14 protein-coding genes are annotated in these 16,703 nt (G+C 56.8%); 9 read left to right on the top strand and 5 right to left on the bottom strand.

The genetic code is table 11. The annotated features are described in order from the left end of the window. The first annotated feature begins 57 nt into the window (after nt 1-57). Nucleotides 58-825, top strand: coding sequence for an EAL domain-containing protein (locus CPJ18_RS16400; RefSeq protein ID WP_103659411.1), 768 nt, complete (start codon nt 58-60; stop codon nt 823-825). Between the two features lie 36 nt (nt 826-861). Here CPJ18_RS16400 and CPJ18_RS16395 read toward each other — a convergent pair whose 3' ends face one another. The 5 genes from CPJ18_RS16395 to CPJ18_RS16375 all read right to left on the bottom strand — a co-directional run bounded on the left by CPJ18_RS16395 (nt 862) and on the right by CPJ18_RS16375 (nt 6,275). After that, nucleotides 862-1,782, bottom strand: a complete 921-nt coding sequence (locus CPJ18_RS16395; protein ID WP_077105945.1) for an SMP-30/gluconolactonase/LRE family protein — start codon at nt 1,780-1,782, stop codon at nt 862-864. Between the two features lie 29 nt (nt 1,783-1,811). Then, entirely contained in the window at nt 1,812-2,759 is a 948-nt protein-coding gene (locus CPJ18_RS16390; RefSeq protein WP_103659410.1) for an ABC transporter permease, read from the bottom strand. After that, nucleotides 2,756-3,697, bottom strand: a complete 942-nt coding sequence (locus CPJ18_RS16385) for an ABC transporter permease (RefSeq protein WP_077105943.1) — start codon at nt 3,695-3,697, stop codon at nt 2,756-2,758. The genes CPJ18_RS16390 and CPJ18_RS16385 overlap by 4 nt, the downstream gene beginning before the upstream one ends. Beyond that, nucleotides 3,694-5,157 carry an ATP-binding cassette domain-containing protein gene (locus CPJ18_RS16380; RefSeq protein ID WP_103659409.1) on the bottom strand — a complete coding sequence of 488 codons (1,464 nt, stop codon included), beginning with the start codon at nt 5,155-5,157 and terminating at the stop codon, nt 3,694-3,696. Before CPJ18_RS16380 ends, CPJ18_RS16385 begins: the two co-directional genes overlap by 4 nt. Nucleotides 5,158-5,258: 101 nt before the next feature. Further along, entirely contained in the window at nt 5,259-6,275 is a 1,017-nt protein-coding gene (locus CPJ18_RS16375) for an ABC transporter substrate-binding protein (protein WP_103659408.1), read from the bottom strand. A gap of 293 nt (nt 6,276-6,568) precedes the next feature. On the opposite strand from CPJ18_RS16375, the gene CPJ18_RS16370 reads away from it, so the two are divergent. The 8 genes from CPJ18_RS16370 to CPJ18_RS16335 all read left to right on the top strand — a co-directional run bounded on the left by CPJ18_RS16370 (nt 6,569) and on the right by CPJ18_RS16335 (nt 16,520). Continuing rightward, on the top strand, nt 6,569-7,792 hold the full coding sequence (locus CPJ18_RS16370; RefSeq protein ID WP_103659407.1) for a GAF domain-containing sensor histidine kinase: 1,224 nt from the start codon (nt 6,569-6,571) through the stop codon (nt 7,790-7,792). 10 nt (nt 7,793-7,802) lie between these two features. Then, complete coding sequence (locus tag CPJ18_RS16365) at nt 7,803-8,525, top strand: response regulator transcription factor (protein ID WP_103659406.1); 723 nt, start codon at nt 7,803-7,805, stop codon at nt 8,523-8,525. A gap of 123 nt (nt 8,526-8,648) precedes the next feature. Continuing rightward, nucleotides 8,649-9,398 carry a FadR/GntR family transcriptional regulator gene (locus tag CPJ18_RS16360; RefSeq protein WP_083716543.1) on the top strand — a complete coding sequence of 250 codons (750 nt, stop codon included), beginning with the start codon at nt 8,649-8,651 and terminating at the stop codon, nt 9,396-9,398. A gap of 117 nt (nt 9,399-9,515) precedes the next feature. After that, nucleotides 9,516-10,979, top strand: coding sequence for an ABC transporter substrate-binding protein (locus CPJ18_RS16355; protein ID WP_245445439.1), 1,464 nt, complete (start codon nt 9,516-9,518; stop codon nt 10,977-10,979). An 85-nt stretch (nt 10,980-11,064) separates the two neighbouring features. Next, nucleotides 11,065-12,012, top strand: a complete 948-nt coding sequence (locus tag CPJ18_RS16350) for an ABC transporter permease (protein WP_077105936.1) — start codon at nt 11,065-11,067, stop codon at nt 12,010-12,012. A gap of 2 nt (nt 12,013-12,014) precedes the next feature. Further along, nucleotides 12,015-12,884 carry an ABC transporter permease gene (locus CPJ18_RS16345; protein ID WP_103659404.1) on the top strand — a complete coding sequence of 290 codons (870 nt, stop codon included), beginning with the start codon at nt 12,015-12,017 and terminating at the stop codon, nt 12,882-12,884. A 20-nt stretch (nt 12,885-12,904) separates the two neighbouring features. Beyond that, complete coding sequence (locus CPJ18_RS16340) at nt 12,905-14,689, top strand: gamma-glutamyltransferase family protein (RefSeq protein WP_103659403.1); 1,785 nt, start codon at nt 12,905-12,907, stop codon at nt 14,687-14,689. A gap of 4 nt (nt 14,690-14,693) precedes the next feature. Then, nucleotides 14,694-16,520, top strand: a complete 1,827-nt coding sequence (locus tag CPJ18_RS16335; protein WP_103585780.1) for an ABC transporter ATP-binding protein — start codon at nt 14,694-14,696, stop codon at nt 16,518-16,520. The last annotated feature ends 183 nt before the right edge of the window (nt 16,521-16,703 follow it).

Raw genomic sequence — 16,703 nt, 5'->3', positions numbered from 1 at the left:
AGCTTAATCCCTTATAATCTAATGTTCGGAAAAACAACGGACAGAGAGAGTTTACCAATGCCGACACAATGCGATGGTTGCCGCGATGGCGCGGCGTTCAATGTGCCATTTTCAATGGCGTTTCAGCCCATTGTCGATATCACGACCGGCGCTGTGTTTGCACATGAGGCATTGGTGCGTGGGCCGAATGGCGAAGGAGCCGGTTCGGTTCTGGGGCAGGTGAGGGATGACAATCGCTACGCCTTTGATCAGCAATGTCGAGTCAAGGCGATTGAACTGGCTTCCAGCCTCTACGACCCGGCTGACAATGTGAAACTCTCGATCAACTTCATGCCGAACGCCGTCTATGAGCCACGGGCCTGCATTCGCCTGACACTCGCAACCGCCATGAAAACCGGATTTCCGCTGGATCGCATCATCTTCGAGTTCACGGAAAACGAAGTGCTCGATACCAAGCATGTGCTTCATATCTTGAGAACATACCGGGATATGGGGTTCAAGACCGCAATCGACGACTTTGGCGCGGGTCATTCGGGATTAGGCCTTCTCACCCATTTTCAGCCTGATATCGTCAAGCTCGACATGGACATGATCCGCGGCATTGATACCGATCCTGTTCGGCGCACGATCGTCAAACACACGTTGAATATGCTGGAGGATTTGTCAATTGTGCCGTTATGTGAAGGTGTTGAGACGGTTGATGAGCTCGCAGCTTTAAAAGACCTCGGCGTATCCCTCATTCAAGGCTATGTGCTGGCAAAGCCAAGCTTTGAAACTTTGACAGTCACTGTTGCGCCGACAACGCTTCTTCCCCAAGTCGCGTGAGTTGGCGTTCCGCTGCTCGTAGCGTGATAGCGTCGCTCACGGATACTGCGCACCCGTGGCTGCCACATAAATCGAGTAGAGCGACTTCGTCGCCGTGATGAACAGCCTGTTCTTACGTGGGCCGCCGAAGGTGAGATTCGCCACGGTCTGCGGTATCTTGATCTTGCCCAGCAACGTGCCCTCGGGTGAGAAGCAGTGCACGCCGTCCCCTGCACTTGTCCAGAGATTACCGGCGACATCCAGACGAAAACCGTCCGGCAGGCCATTGTCCAGAGCGCAGAATTCCCGCCCGCCCGTCAGACGCTTGTCATCGACAACATCGAAAACGCGGATATGGCGTGGACGGGTAATATCGTGACTGGATGAGGAATCGGCGATGTAAAGTTTGGTTTCATCGGGTGAGAAGGCAAGTCCGTTGGGTTGGCCGAAATCATCGACCATGATCTCGATTTCACCTGTCGAAGGATCAAGCCGGTAAACGTTGCGCGTTTGCTGTTCGGGTTCGGATTTGTATCCCTCATAATCGGAAAGGATGCCGTAGGTCGGATCGGTGAACCAGACGCTACCATCGGAACGGACGATGACATCATTGGGCGAATTCAGCCGCTTTCCGCGATAGCTATCCGCGAGCACGGTGATTGAACCATCCACCTCCGTGCGTGTCACGCGCCGTGTGCCATGTTCGCAGGAAACTAGCCTGCCCTGCCGGTCGCGCGTGTGGCCATTCGCGAAATTGGAGGGCTGGCGAAACACCGAAACGCCGTCTTCCGGCACCCAACGTAATATCCGCTGATTGGGAATATCGCTCCACAACAGGCAGTTGAGATCGGAAAACCACACGGGACCTTCGGCCCAGCGGCAGCCGGAATGCAGCTCTTCAAGCTCGGCATTGCCGACAATGAACTGGCGGAAACGTTCGTCGCGAATGTCGTAAAGCGATGATGTGTCTGTCGGCATGGGTCTATTCCGAAAATGAGGGTTCGCGTTCAGCGCAGCTTTTTGGGGCCGCTTGCCAGAAGAATGACGGAGATGATGATGAGGCCGGTAAGAATGAGGCGGATGCCCGCACCGAAACCGTAGGTGTTGAGCATAGAAACAACGAGGAACATGAAGAGCGATGCGCCCCAAATGCCGGGCACGTTGGAATCACCACCCGCAACAGCCGTTCCGCCGATAACAACCACTGCAATCGACATCAGCAGATATTCCGCGCCCATATTGAGAGCGGCACCACCGGAGAAGCTGGCCAGTAGATAACCGGCTATGGCGGCCAAGACGGCGCACAGCAAATAGGTGATGAACCGCGTGCCATCCACAGGGATGCCGGTCATTCTGGCTGCGAAAGTGCTCTGGCCGATGGCGGATATCCAACGTCCGTAAAAGCTGCGGTCGAGAAGAAGCCATGCGATTGCTGAGAGAAGGAGTGCGACCAGCGCGACGTTGGGAATGCCGAAGGTGCTGGAAATGGCGAAATCGGCCAGCATTTGCGGCGGTTTGACGCGCAGGCCACGGTTGGTCCAAATGGCTGTGGATTGCACGATGAAGCTCATCGATAAGGTTGCGATGATGGGCGGAATGCGCAGGAGCTTGATGAGCGCATAGTTGCCGATGCCGACCGCCACACCGATACCGATGGCGACCAGCAGGCCCGGTAGGATAAGATGATCCGACACATCCATGAATTTCAGCGCAATGGTGCCAGACAGCGTCATGGTGGCGGGGACGCACAGGTCGATATTGCCAGGCCCAAGCGTGATAACGAACATCTGGCCGATGCCAACGATGACGGAGAAGGCCGCGAATGTCAGTGCCGCATGCGAAAGGCCAAAGGAACTGGCACCACCGGTGAACAGGACAGTGATGATCCATACCGAAATGGTGGCGACAAATGACCATATCCACGGTTTCTTCGAAAATCTCTGCAAGGCACTCATTGGTTTTTCTCCCGCTTTTCGAGGCGGTTCAGGAGCAGGCGAAGGCCAAGCACGACGATCAAGATCGCGCCCTGCGCGCCAATTTGCCAATCCGGCGAAATGCGCATGAAGGATAGGAAGGAGCCGGCAAGCGTCAGCGTCAAAGCACCGATGACGGCACCGATCGGCGATACGCGACCGCCGACGAACTCTCCGCCGCCAAGAATGACGCCGGCAATCGACAGCAATGTGTAACGCAATGCGATATTGGCGTCGGCAGAGGTCGTCAGGCCGACCAGCGCAATACCTGCCAATACCGCGAAGAAACCGGCAAGAGCAAAGGTGGCGGCGCGAATGCCGATGACGGACCAGCCGGAACGCTCAACGGACCGGAAGTTACCGCCCACACCGCGCATCAGCACGCCAAAAGAAGAGCGCATGACGACGTAATGCGCGACCGCTGCAATCACGATGCTGGCGACGATGGCCATGGGAATGAAAGGAGGCTTGGCGATCATGATGGCGCGGATCCAGCCCGGAGCTTCACCGCCCGGTGATGGCAGCAGCAAAACCGCAAAGCCGCCCCAGACGAAGCTCATGCCAAGGGTGACGACGATGGACGGCAGCGCCCGGATGTGAATGATCGCCCCCATCGCGGCATAAACTGCAATCGCGGCCGCGAAAATGAGAATTCCGACCAGCGGCGAACTTTGCAGGAAGGTCGCGGTGACGCAGGCGCAGAAACTGACGAAGGTTCCCATGGACAGATCAAGATCGTTGACTGACATGATCAGCATCTGGGCAATGGTGGCGAGTGCAATGGGAACGGCCAGATTGAACAGCAGGTTGAGGCCCGTATAACCCATGGCGCGGGGCTGCATGTAGAAGACCGCAATCAACAGAACCGCAAGCGAAGCTGCCGGAATGATGAGGCGCAGGGTGTTTGACGATAGCTTCATGTGCGCGCGTCTCCGGAAAAAGATGCAGCAAGCACTGCCTGTTCGTTGATCTGATCGCCGGTGAGTTCGGCCTGGATGATACCATCGCGAAAAACATAGACGCGGTCGCACAGGCTGATTTCATCCATTTCGGTCGAGTACCAGATGAAGGTGCGGCCACTGGCGGCTTCGGTGCGCAGAATTTCGTAGACCTCCTGTTTGGTGCCGATATCGACGCCGCGCATCGGGTCATCCATCAGAACCGTCTTGGCGGTTGTTGCCAGCGCACGGGCAAACAGCACCTTCTGCTGGTTACCTCCGGAGAGAGACAGGATCTTGTTGCCGAGATCGGGCGTGCGGATTTCGATGCGCTTCTTCCAGCTGGCGCCGAGTTCGTCTTCTATGGCGCGATTGACTAGGCCGGCCGGTGAAAGATCGCGCAGCGACGCGATGCTGAGGTTTTTCAAGATGCTCCATAGCGGGAATGTGCCGTTGAGGCTTCGGTCTCCGGCAACGAAGGCGATATCCTTATGCCGGGTTGGAAACCAGGCGCTGTTTCGTGAGAGATAGAGGTCAAGCAGCGCTTCGGTCTGCCCGTGACCACCCAGGCCGGCAAGGCCGATGATCTCGCCGCGATAGGCTTCGAAGGGTAATCCTTTGCCTTTACGAGACGGCATGGAAAGAACTTTGGGCCCGGTCTTGCGCTCCACTGACCGCTTGCCACGCTGTTCTTTCACCACGCTGCCCATGGCTTCGACGAGAGTTTTGTTGGTGAATTCCGCTGCCGGACGGTTGGCCACCACCCTGCCGTCCTTCATCACCACCACGCGGGTGGCTGTGGACAGGATTTCACCGAGAATATGGGAAATCAGCAGCACCGCGCCACCTTTGCGCACAAAGCGGCGCACATAATCCATCAACTGCTCGGCAAGACCGGCATCCAAAGAGGATGTCGGCTCATCCAAGATCACGAGTTTCGGCTCTTCACCGACCCCGGCAAAATTGATGGCAATTTCCACCATCTGCCGTTCGGCGATAGACAGGTCTGAAATGGTTACGTCGCAATCGATGCCGTGGCCGGGAAATATCTCGTCCAGCTTGGCCGCGATCAAAGTCAACGCACGGGCGCGCCAATTGCTGCCCTTCATCTCGGTGTGCATGATGCGGACGTTTTCGTTGATTGTCAGATTGGGACACAGTGACAGCTCCTGAAAGACGCAACGTACGTCGCTGGCACGTGCTGCCGCAATGCCATAGGTGCTGGGCTTTCCGCCGTAGGAAACGGACCCTTCATGGGGTGTCAGGCCACCATTGATAACATTGACGATGGTGGATTTTCCCGCACCATTGTGTCCGACAAGGCCAAGGCATTCGCCGGAGCGGATAACGAGGTCGGCACCATCCAGAGCCTTGACGGCACCGAACACCACCTTCACGCCGCGCGCTGCGACAACTTCCTGTGTGGATATCACTTCGTTCATGAGCAGTTACGCCAGTTTTGCGGCCTTGCGCCACGGCTTCACATCCATCGCAGCGCCGTTAAACGGCACTGCGATGTCATGGTGTTGTGGAGGCTCGACGCTTACTTGGCGGCGGCGATGACGTTCTGTGCGTCTTCCAGACTGTATTCGACGTTTGCAACGCCACCCTTCTGAGTGTTCTTGAGGTTGTCCTCAAGATTGGCTTGATCGATGCGAAGGAAAGGGACCGTGAGGTCCTTCTTCACATCCTTGCCATCCAGAATCTGCTGTGCGACCCAGAAGGCGAGCGTGGAGACGCCGGGTGCGATGGAAACCGACATGGTCTCATACCCGCTGGCATCCTTCTGCTGCTTCCACCACTGCAACTCGTCTTCACGGTTGCCCATGACGATGGTTGGTGTCGGGCGCTTGGCTGCGGCAAATGCCTGTGCGGCACCATAACCATCACCACCCTGCGTGACGACGGCCGCCACTTCCGGCAAGCTTGGCAGAATGCCGGCGACAGCACGCTGAGCGACGTCCTGCGCCCAGTCACCATTCACCGAACCGACGATCTTGAACTGCGTGTTCTTGGCGACACCAGCGGCAATACCTGCGTGGATTTCGTCATCGACGGACACGCCGGCCAGACCTCGAATCTCAAGCAGATTGCCGCCCTTCGGCATCTTCTTGGCGAGGTAATCGATCTGGCTTTCGCCCATGGCCTTGAAATCGACCGCGATGCGCCATGCGCAAGGTTCGGTCACGGTGCCGTCGAAGGATACGACGGTAATGCCCGCGTCACACGCTTCTTTGATCGCGCCGTTCAGCGCAGTCGGTGAAGCGGCGTTGATGACGATTGCATCATAGCCTTGCAGAATAAGGTTCTGGATCTGAGCCGCCTGTTCGGTTGCCTGGTTTTCTGCCGTCGTGAACGGGTCGGCAGCGGCAACGGTGCCAGCCTTGACGGCGTCCTTGGTGATCTTGTCCCAGCTTGTCAGCATGGCCTGACGCCATGAATTGCCTGCGTAATTATTCGAAAGCGCAATTTTTTTGGCGGATGTATCCGCATGTGCAGTCATCGGTAACGTCGCACACGCGACCGCAACCGATGCCAGAAGCATCTTCCTGATAGCCATTGATTTTTCCTCCCTAGTGGCCCACCCGTCTCCGGGGAAAGGAACCTTTGCCGCGTCTCCTCGACGTTCAGCCCAGTTTCCCGTTGCACTGAGGCTCCTTTCCCCAGTACTAATTAAGCATGAACGGGAAAGTCGTTGCTGTATAGGCTATTCCGAGCAATCTGTTTGCGGGTTCCCGCAGAATTTATGCGGGTTTCCGCAGGACGTAGCCACTGCTACGGCGCAAGATACGCAAGGCTGACGCCGACACCGAATGTCAGTCTTATTGCAGACGCTTGGGAGGGCGTCCGCCAATGCTCGACACACCAAGATCCTCGCTTTTTCACCACTATTTGGGCATTTCGAGACTGCTAGCCGGTCAGCTGGAATTCAATTCCATCATTCAGGCTGTGGCCACCGAAATCACCCAGATTATCCCGCATGACCATCTGGATGTCTGCATCAAGCTCATCGATGGCAAATATCATATTGCCTATGAAAGCGGCATGGATAGCGCGTGGAGCCAGCAGCCGCCAGCACTACTGACCGGAAGCCCCATCCGCTCGCTTCTGGCAGGAGAGGTGGATTTCCTGTTGAGCGGCGATGCCTGCTCCGATCCGCGGTTCCATTTCGAAGGCTCCTTCTCCAGCCCCATCATCGAACTTGGCCTGCACAGCCGTCTGCATGTTCCCATGAAGGTCCATGGCGATATCATCGGCGCGCTCAGTTGCTCGTCGCTGGAAGCCGATGCCTACACCATGGAGGATGTGGCCAACGCGCGCGCCGTGGCTGATCTGCTGGCACCCTATTTCTTCGCCATCCGCGCCGCCGATCAGGCCAAGCGATCCGCCATCGTTGAGGCCGAGGCCCATGCCCGTGAAGAAGGGCTGCGCCTAGGTGCGCTGAAACTGACGCAGGCGCTGGAGGCAGAGCGCCAGCGCATCGGCATGGATCTGCATGACCAGACCCTTGCCGATCTGACCCGGCTGGCGCGGCGCATTGAGCGGATGACCCATATTTCCGATCTCTCCGGCGAAATGCTGGAGCCACTGGTGCGAAGCCTCCAGCATTCCATGCAGGACTTGCGGCAGATCATCGAGGAGGCAAAGCCCTCGATCCTTCAACTGTTCGGGGTCGTTCAGGCGATCGAGAACGATCTGGACCGCTCGGTGCGCGACAGCGGCCTTGCCATCGACTGGTCGGTGATCGATGAAACGGATGGCCGGGTGGAAGCGCTGGAGCTGACGGTGGCAACGTCGGTTTTCCGCATCGTGCAGGAAGCCGTCAACAATGCGATCCGCCACGGACAGCCGCAGAATATCACGGTCACGATACGCCATATCGACAGTCATCTGCGCATCGTCGTCAGTGATGACGGGAGCGGGTGCGGCAAGCACACCTCCATGCACGGCCATGGCATAGGAAATATGAAGACCCGTGCACGATTGATTTCCGCCCGCTTTGAAATGGGGCACAACCGAACCGGTCCTGGGACGTTTGTTAGCATCACTTTGGCCGATAGCACGCAGATATTCTAGGAGATGTGAGATGGAAGTTCTGATCGTGGAAGACGACGTTCTGCACCGCTCCTACCTGAATGAAGCGGTGCGCGCCGCACTTCCGGAATGCAATCATGTTATCGAGGCAGAAAACGGCAAGGTCGGCGAAAAGCTCGCACGCGAAAACCGCTCTGCCCACATCGTCATGGATTTGCAGATGGGAGAGCGCAATGGCATCGAGGCCGCTCGCACCATCTGGAAAGAACGCCCCGACACCCGCATTCTCTTCTGGTCGAATTATTCGGACGAAGCCTATGTGCGCGGTGTCTCCCGTATCGTGCCTGATGGTGCGGCTTACGGCTATGTTCTGAAATCCGCTTCCGACGACCGCCTGCGCCTTGCATTGCGTAGTATCTTCATCGAGGCGCAATGCGTCATCGACCGCGAAGTGCGCGGGATGCAGGAGAAAAGTCTGGGCCGGGTCAGAGGTATGAGCGATTCCGAATATGAAATCCTGATCGATGTTGCACTCGGCTTGACGGACAAAACAATTGCGCGCCGTCGAAATTTATCGCTCAGAAGCGTCCAGAACCGCCTTCAAAGCCTGTATGAGAAACTGAACGTCTACCAGGCTTTGAGGGATAGTGACTCTGATGGTCAGTATAATCTGCGCACGCGTGCGGTAACGGTCGCCTTTCTGCGGAAACTCCTCAATCACAGCGCTTTAGAGCGCGCTGAGCAGGAACTCGCCAACTGGACCGCCGGACGCTAAGTCGATCCCTGACGATGTACGCGTTGCCTCGTTTTCCATCATTTTGTAAGTTGCCGAAAAAAGTGGCTTGACCAAGCGGTATCAAAGCGCTTCATTGAACCAATTGTAAATTGGTACGAACCATTGGACCAGAGTTCAACACCTCCGCCTTTTGAAAACTCCAACTACGCTCTTGAGCGGCTGCGTGAACTGTTCAGTGTCACGACGCTTGCAGTAGATGGGAAATTGCCGACAGAACGCGCTCTTTCGGAACGCTTTGGCGTTGGCAGGCGGGAAATCCGGCGCGCATTGGAAGTTCTAGAGGCGGAAGGTTTGATCTGGCGCAAGCAGGGCGCGGGTACGTTTCTGGGGCAGAGGCCAGATAGCTGGAGCGATCACGCAGCCACTCTGGTGACGGGAACCAATTTCATGGAAATCATGGAAGTGCGTTTGCGATTGGAGCCGCAGCTTGCGCAATTGGCTGCGTTGCGCGCCAAAGACTCCGATATCGACCGCATGCGAGATTTGCGAGACAAGATTTACGAGCGTACCGATGCTGACTGGCGCGAGCTTTGGGATGGGTCTTTGCACCGGTTGATCGCCCAGTCTGCCGGCAACCAGCTTTTCTTGTCGCTTTTCGACGTCATCAACCGTGTCCGGCAGGACCCGGCCTGGCAATTGGTACGCGAACGGGCGCGCAGGCAACACAAGACAATTCAAGAATCACGAGACCAGCACACTGACATCATCGAAGCCATTGCTTCGCGAGACCCGGCGCGGGCGGGAGAGGCCATGCGCACCCATCTTCTGACGCTTCAGGAACGGTTGATACGCCAGACATCGATGGACCAAAGCGACCAGTCTGCACCCATTGAGGAAACCGCCAAGATCTAGCCTTGCCTACAACACGAAAAAAAGACCGGAAAACCGGCTTGTTTAAAAATCACCAGAGGAACGAACATCATGACACGATTGACGAAACTTTCCGGACTTCTTTTTATCAGCTCTTTGATGGCGACATCAGCTTTGTCCGCTGACTTGCGGATCGGCCTGATGGACGATGCCGACGTGCTTGACCCCGCACAGTCACGCACATTCGTGGGCCGCATCGTCTATACCAGTCTTTGCGACAAGCTGGTTGATCTCGACAATAATCTGTCGGTCATTCCGCAGCTTGCGACCAAGTGGGCATGGGGCGACAATGGCGGCACATTGACGATGGATCTGCGCGAAGGTGTGGTGTTCCACGATGGTACGCCGTTCAATGCGCAAGCGGTTGTCTACAATATCGACCGCAACATGACGCTGCCGGAATCCCGTCGCAAGAGTGAACTGGCATCTGTGGCCAAGGTTGAAGCGACCGGTGATTATCAGGTCAAGTTTACGCTGAAGAGCCCCGATGCCAGCCTGCTGGCCCAGCTTTCCGACCGTGCCGGGATGATGATTTCGCCGACCGCTGGCAAGGAGTTGGGCGCGAACTTCAGCAAGAAGCCGGTGTGCTCCGGTGCCTTCAAATTTGTCGAGCGTATCCAGCAGGACCGCATCGTTCTTGAGAAGTTTGCCGATTATTGGAACAAGGATAATATTTTCATCGACAAAGTCACGTTCCTGCCAATCCCTGATACGACCGTGCGCCTAGCCAACCTGCAATCGGGCGATCTCGATCTCGCAGAGCGCATTTCCGCGTCCGATGCGGCTACCGTCAAAGCGGATCCGAAGCTCAATTACGGCGAGATCGTTGGGCCTGGATACATGGCGATGTATGTAAACATCGGCAACGGCGCGAAGGCCGATAATCCTTTCGGCAAGGACAAGCGTCTGCGCCAGGCCTTCTCGCTGTCCATCGACCGGGAAGCGATCAATCAGGTGGTGTTCGAAGGCACCGCCATGGCTGGCAACCAGGCATGGCCTCCAACCAGCCCATGGTACAACAAGGATATTCCCGTTCCTGCTCGTGACGTGGAAAAGGCAAAGGCCCTGATGAAGGAAGCCGGTTTCGACAAGTACGAAATTGAACTTCAGCATGCCAACAACACCACACAGACGCAGGCGATGCAGGTTATCCAGTCCATGGCAGCCGAAGCCGGATTTGACGTGAAGCTGAAGGCTACCGAGTTCGCAACGCTGTTGTCCGAGCAGACAGCAGGCAACTACGTCCTTTCGCGCTCTGACTGGTCCGGTCGTTCCGACCCGGATGGTAACATCCACCAGTTCGTGACCTGTAAAGGTGGCATCAACGACACCAAATATTGCAACCCTGAAGTCGACAAGCTGCTGAACGAAGCCCGCGCGTCCACCGACAACGCCGTTCGCAAGGTCAAATATGATGCCGCGACGAAAATCCTGGATGAGGATTTGCCGCTGATCTACCTCGGTCATCAGGCTTATCTCTATGCCTATTCCAAGAAGATCACCGGTTTCACCCCCTCCGGTGACGGTATGATCCGCCTGACAGGCGTCAAAAAAGAGGACTAAACCTGTCCTGCGCACTTTGTGGGGCGCACCTCTACGCGTCCCGCAACCCTTACTCGAAGCATAGCCCGTATAAGGACCTGCTTTCATGCATATCTACATCGCCAAACGGCTGCTGGTCGCAATACCGACGCTGCTGATCATATCCGTTTTTGTCTTTTCGCTTCAAAAGCTCCTGCCGGGCGATCCCATTCTCGCCATGGCGGGGGAGGAACGGGATCCGGCCGTCATCGAACTGCTGCGTGAGAAATACAGGATGAACGATCCGGTCGTGTATCAGTATTTCTACTGGCTTGGTTCCGTGGTGCAGGGAGATTTCGGGGTATCGCTGCGCACCAATCAACCGGTTTTGGAACTGGTTGCCGAAAAGCTTCCGGTGACAATCCAACTGGCTTTGATGTCGATGTTTTTCGCCTTCGCGATCGGTGTGCCGATGGGCATTCTGGCGGCTGTGAAGCAAAACACGTGGATCGATTATCTTGCCAATATCGTCGCACTATCTGGGCTTTCCATCCCCAATTTCTGGCTGGGTATCATGCTCATCCTGCTGGTTTCCGTTCAACTCGGATGGCTTCCGGCCTCGGGTTACGAATCGATCTTTGTCGATCCCGTGCGCTCGCTGCAAACGATGATCATGCCATCCTTCGTACTGGGTACGGGACTCGCGGCAACCCTCATGCGGCATACGCGCTCATCCATGCTTTCGGTGATGAAGTCTGATTATATCCGCACCGCACGCGCCAAGGGACTGTCCACCCGCGAAGTTGTACTCAGCCATTCCTTCCGTAATGCGCTCCTACCGGTGATAACGCTCACCGCGCTGCTGTTCGGCGAACTGCTGGCCGGTGCCGTTCTGACCGAACAGATTTTCACCATTCCCGGCTTCGGCAAGCTGATTGTCGATGCGGTTTTCAATCGTGATTATGCGGTGGTGCAGGGTGTTGTGTTGTGCACGGCTGTCGGTTTCATCTTCATGAACCTGCTCGCAGATGTCGTGACCGTTCTTCTCAACCCGCGCATGAGGGCAGCCATATGAGTATGCCTGCACAGGCCGTTCCTGCCGAGAAGCCAAAGGCACGCCAAAGCCGCGCCTGGAAAAAGATGAAGCGTAATCGCAGCGCGATTGCTGGCCTCATCATCATCGCTTTCTTCACGCTGCTGGCGGTTGCCGCACCGCTCTTGCCGCTGGCCGATCCGCTCGCCACGAGCTGGGGTGCTATTCGCAAAGCCCCCTCGGCAGCTCATTGGTTGGGCACCGATGACATTGGTCGTGACGTTCTTTCCCGTATGATCTGGGGCGCACAGGCTTCTTTGATGGCCGGTGTCGTTTCCGTTGCCATTGCCGCATTGCTGGGTGTCCCTTTTGGACTCATCTCCGGCTATTTCGGTGGTTGGGTCGATCAGGTCATCTCGCGCGTCACCGAAGCGTTTCTCGCCATGCCGTTCCTCATCATGGCGATCGCCTTGGCCGCCTTTCTCGGGCCGAGCCTGACCAATGCGATGATTGCCATCGGCCTCTCTGCCATGCCGATCTTCGTGCGGCTCACCCGTTCCCAGGCGCTGTCCGTCAAGACGGAGGATTACATCGAAGGTGCCCGCTCCATCGGGCTTGGCCACGGCGATATCATGCTGCGTTACATCCTTCCCAATATCGTACCGCCGATCATCGTACAGGCCACGTTGACGGTCGCCACCGCCATCATCGCAGAGGCAAGCCTGTCCTTTCTCGGGCTTGGCCAGCAGGCTCCGGCTCCAAGCTGGGGTTCGATGTTGAACGTGGCCAAGAACTTCCTAACGCAGGCACCATGGATGGCGATGTGGCCCGGTGCTGCCATCTTTTCCGTCGTGATCGGTTTCAATCTGCTTGGCGACGGTCTGCGCGATGCGCTCGATCCACGCGAAAACTAAGAATTCCAAAGGATACTGCAATGACCACTTTCACAACCCGCCCTGAAATTCTTGGTACGTTCGGCGTCGTCACATCCACGCACTGGATTGCCTCGGCTGTCGGCATGAGCATTCTCGAAAAAGGCGGCAATGCTTTCGATGCCGCCGTCGCGACCGGTTTCGTGCTGCAGGTTCTGGAGCCGCATCTGAACGGTCCCGGTGGTGACATGCCCGCCATCATCTATTCGAAAAAGAAAGACAAGGTCGAAGTCATCTGCGCGCAGGGTACCGCACCGGCAGCGGCGACCATCGAACATTACACGGCAGAAGGTATCGATCTCATTCCGGGCGATGGCTTGCTGGCCACCGTCATTCCCGGTGCCTTTGACGGCTGGATGCTGATGCTGCGAGATTACGGCACCATGACCGTTCGCGATGTGCTGGAACCCTCCATCTACTATCTCGAAAACGGTCATCCGATGCTGCCGCGCGTGTCCGCGACCATCAAGGGGCTGGCGGATTTCTTCCAAAAGGAGTGGCCGACTTCCTATGAGACGTGGTTGCCGGGCGGTGCAGCACCGGAATCGCTTTCAAGCTTCAAGAACCCGGTTCTGGCTGAAACGTGGAAGCGCATCATTTCCGAAGCAGAGGCGAAACCCGGCCGTGAGGCTGGCATCGATGCCGCACGTGACGCGTTTTATCGCGGCTTCGTTGCCGAGGCGATCGGCGACTATCTCAAGACCGCAGAGGTCATGGATGCCAGCGGCAACCGTCACAAGGGCGTGCTGACGGCACAGGATATGGCCAATTGGCAAGCCACCATCGAAGAACCTACGACCTATGATTATCATGGCTGGACCATCGCCAAGACCGGGTCCTGGGGGCAGGGCCCTGTTCTGCTGCAATCGCTGGCTCTGCTCAAGGGCATCGATATCGGTTCGATGGACCCGGCGGGCGTGGATTTCGTCCACACCGTTGTGGAAGCCATGAAGCTTTCCTATGCCGACCGCGAAGTCTATTACGGCGATCCGGAATTCTCGCAAATCCCGATCCAGACCCTTCTCTCGGATGGATATAATGACGAACGCCGCAAGCTAATCACCGACAAGGCTTCGATGGACCTGCGCCCCGGCAGAATTCCCGGTTTCGATGCACAGCATGACCTTACCATTGGTATGCTCAATTCCATGGCAGGCATCGGTGCCGTCTATGAGCCGACCATGTCGCACCTTACCGAGAAGCGCGGCGATACCGTGCATATCGATGTCATCGACCGCGAAGGCAATATGGTATCGGTTACGCCATCCGGTGGCTGGTTGCAGTCTTCGCCCATCGTGCCGGGCCTTGGTTTCTGCCTCAATTCTCGTGCGCAGATGTTCTGGATGAAGCCGGGCCTGCCTACATCTCTGGCACCCGGAAAGCGCCCCCGCACGACGCTGACGCCCTCGCTTGGCCTGTTCGAGGGCAGGCCGACGCTTGCTTTCGGGACGCCCGGCGGTGATCAGCAGGACCAGTGGCAACTAGCTTTCTTCCTGCGCTATGCACATTTCGGCATGAATTTGCAGGAGGCAATCGATCTGCCGCTGTTCCATACGACGCACTTCCCCGGTTCGTTCTATCCACGCACTCGCCAGCCCGGCAATGTGATGATCGAGCGCAGCATTGGTGATGCTGCACTTTCCGCTCTCCGGGCGCGTGGACATGATATCTCCGAAGCCGACCCGTGGACAGTTGGTCGCCTGACCGCAGCGCGGCGAGATGCCGATGGTCTTCTGCGTGCCGCAGCAACCCCGCGCCTGATGCAGGCCTATGCGGTTGGAAGGTAGTTCCATGACCGAACCTGTCAAAACATCGTCAGATACCGTTCTCTCGGTAAAAAATCTTACCACGTCGTTTCTGGTGGATGGTGAATGGAAGAGCGTCGTTCGTGATCTGTCGTTCGATGTGAAGGCCGGTGAAACGGTGGCTATCGTCGGTGAAAGTGGATCGGGCAAAAGCGTTACCTCGCTCTCTATCATGCGCCTACTCGAAGCACGCTCCAGCCGCATCGAAGGTAAGGTTTTGCTGGGTGGGAGAGATATTCTGGGCATTTCCGAAAAGGAGATGCGGACCGTGCGCGGCAACGATATGGCGATGATTTTTCAGGAGCCGATGACATCGCTCAACCCTGTCTTCACCATTGGTCGGCAGATTTCCGAAGTCCTGACGCGTCACAAGGGCATGAATAAAGCGCAGGCACAGGTAGAGACTATTCGGCTTCTGGAGAAGGTTCGCATTCCGAACGCTGAGAGCCGCTTCGATGAATATCCGCACCAGTTTTCCGGGGGAATGCGCCAGCGTGTTATGATCGCCATGGCGCTGGCGTCCAGACCGAAGCTTTTGATAGCCGACGAGCCGACAACCGCGCTCGACGTCACAATCCAGGGCCAGATCCTCGACCTCATCAAGCAGTTGCAGGAAGAAGAGGGCATGGCCGTTCTTTTCATCACGCACGATATGGGTGTCGTTGCTGAAATCGCCGACCGCACCATCGTCATGTTCCGTGGCGACCAGGTCGAGACCGGTGAAACGGCCGATATTTTCCATCGCGGACAGCACCCCTATACCCGCGCCTTGCTTGCAGCCGTGCCGAAACTCGGCTCCATGGAAGGGCGCGAATGGCCGCTCCGGTTCCCGCGAGTGGATATGGCTAGTGGCGAGATTTCCGAGGCAAAAGAGGTGCCGAATACCGTCGAGGGGGGCAAGACGCCCGTTCTTTCAGTTAAGAATCTCGTGACACGTTTTGATATTGGTTCGGGCCTTTTTGGCCGAACGACCGGTGCCGTCCATGCCGTAGAGAATGTTTCCTTTGATCTGTTTCAGGGCGAAACCCTGTCTCTTGTCGGCGAATCCGGCTGTGGAAAATCCACCACTGGTCGCTCCATCGCCCGTCTGGTGGAGCCACGCAGTGGAAACGTGACCCTTGACGGTTTCGATGTTCTGAAGCTGGATCAAGTCGCGCTCCGCAACATGCGCCGCAGCGTGCAGATGATCTTTCAGGATCCTTTCTCCAGCCTCAATCCCCGCATGACTGTAGGTTACGCGGTGGCGGAACCGATGATCAAGCACAAGATTGCCACCTCATCGGAGGCAAAGCAGATGGCTGCCGATCTGCTGGAACGCGTGGGCCTCTCCGCCTCGATGATGGACCGCTATCCGCATGAATTTTCCGGCGGCCAGCGCCAGCGTATCGCTATTGCCCGCGCGTTGGCACTCAATCCCAAGGTCATCATAGCCGATGAAAGCGTGTCGGCTCTCGATGTGTCGATCAAGGCGCAGGTATGCAATCTGCTGCTCGATTTGCAGGAGCAGTTCAAGATCGCCTTCCTGTTTATCAGCCATGACATGGCTGTGGTGGAGCGGGTGAGTCACCGGGTGGCGGTCATGTATCTGGGGGAAATCGTGGAGATCGGTCCGAGGGCTTCGATCTTTGCAAACCCGCAGCATCCTTACACCAGAAAACTGATGGCAGCGGTGCCTGTACCCGATCCTGCGCGAAGAGGCTTCCGCCGTAACGCCCCAATCGATGAACTCCAGAGCCCCATTCGACTGACCGGGTATGTCCCGCCCCGACGGACCTATCAACTGGTATCGCCGGGACATGAAGTTTTGATCTGACAGTCTGGTGGTGGGGCACCCAATCACGATTTGCATCAAGATGCGTATTTGTTAGGCAATGACAGAAAATTGTTCAACAGTATGGACATTATTGTCCTACTTTAGTAGCGTCTTTGTCAGAAGCTAGGGTCTGTTGCGTCAAGTCTGAAGCGTTAAGTGCGGGGGCAATTGCATCCCTTGTTC

It is taken from the genome of Agrobacterium rosae, from assembly GCF_002915175.1.
In the GTDB taxonomy this organism is placed as follows: domain Bacteria; phylum Pseudomonadota; class Alphaproteobacteria; order Rhizobiales; family Rhizobiaceae; genus Agrobacterium; species Agrobacterium rosae.
This window is presented reverse-complemented; position numbering and strand designations above follow the sequence as displayed.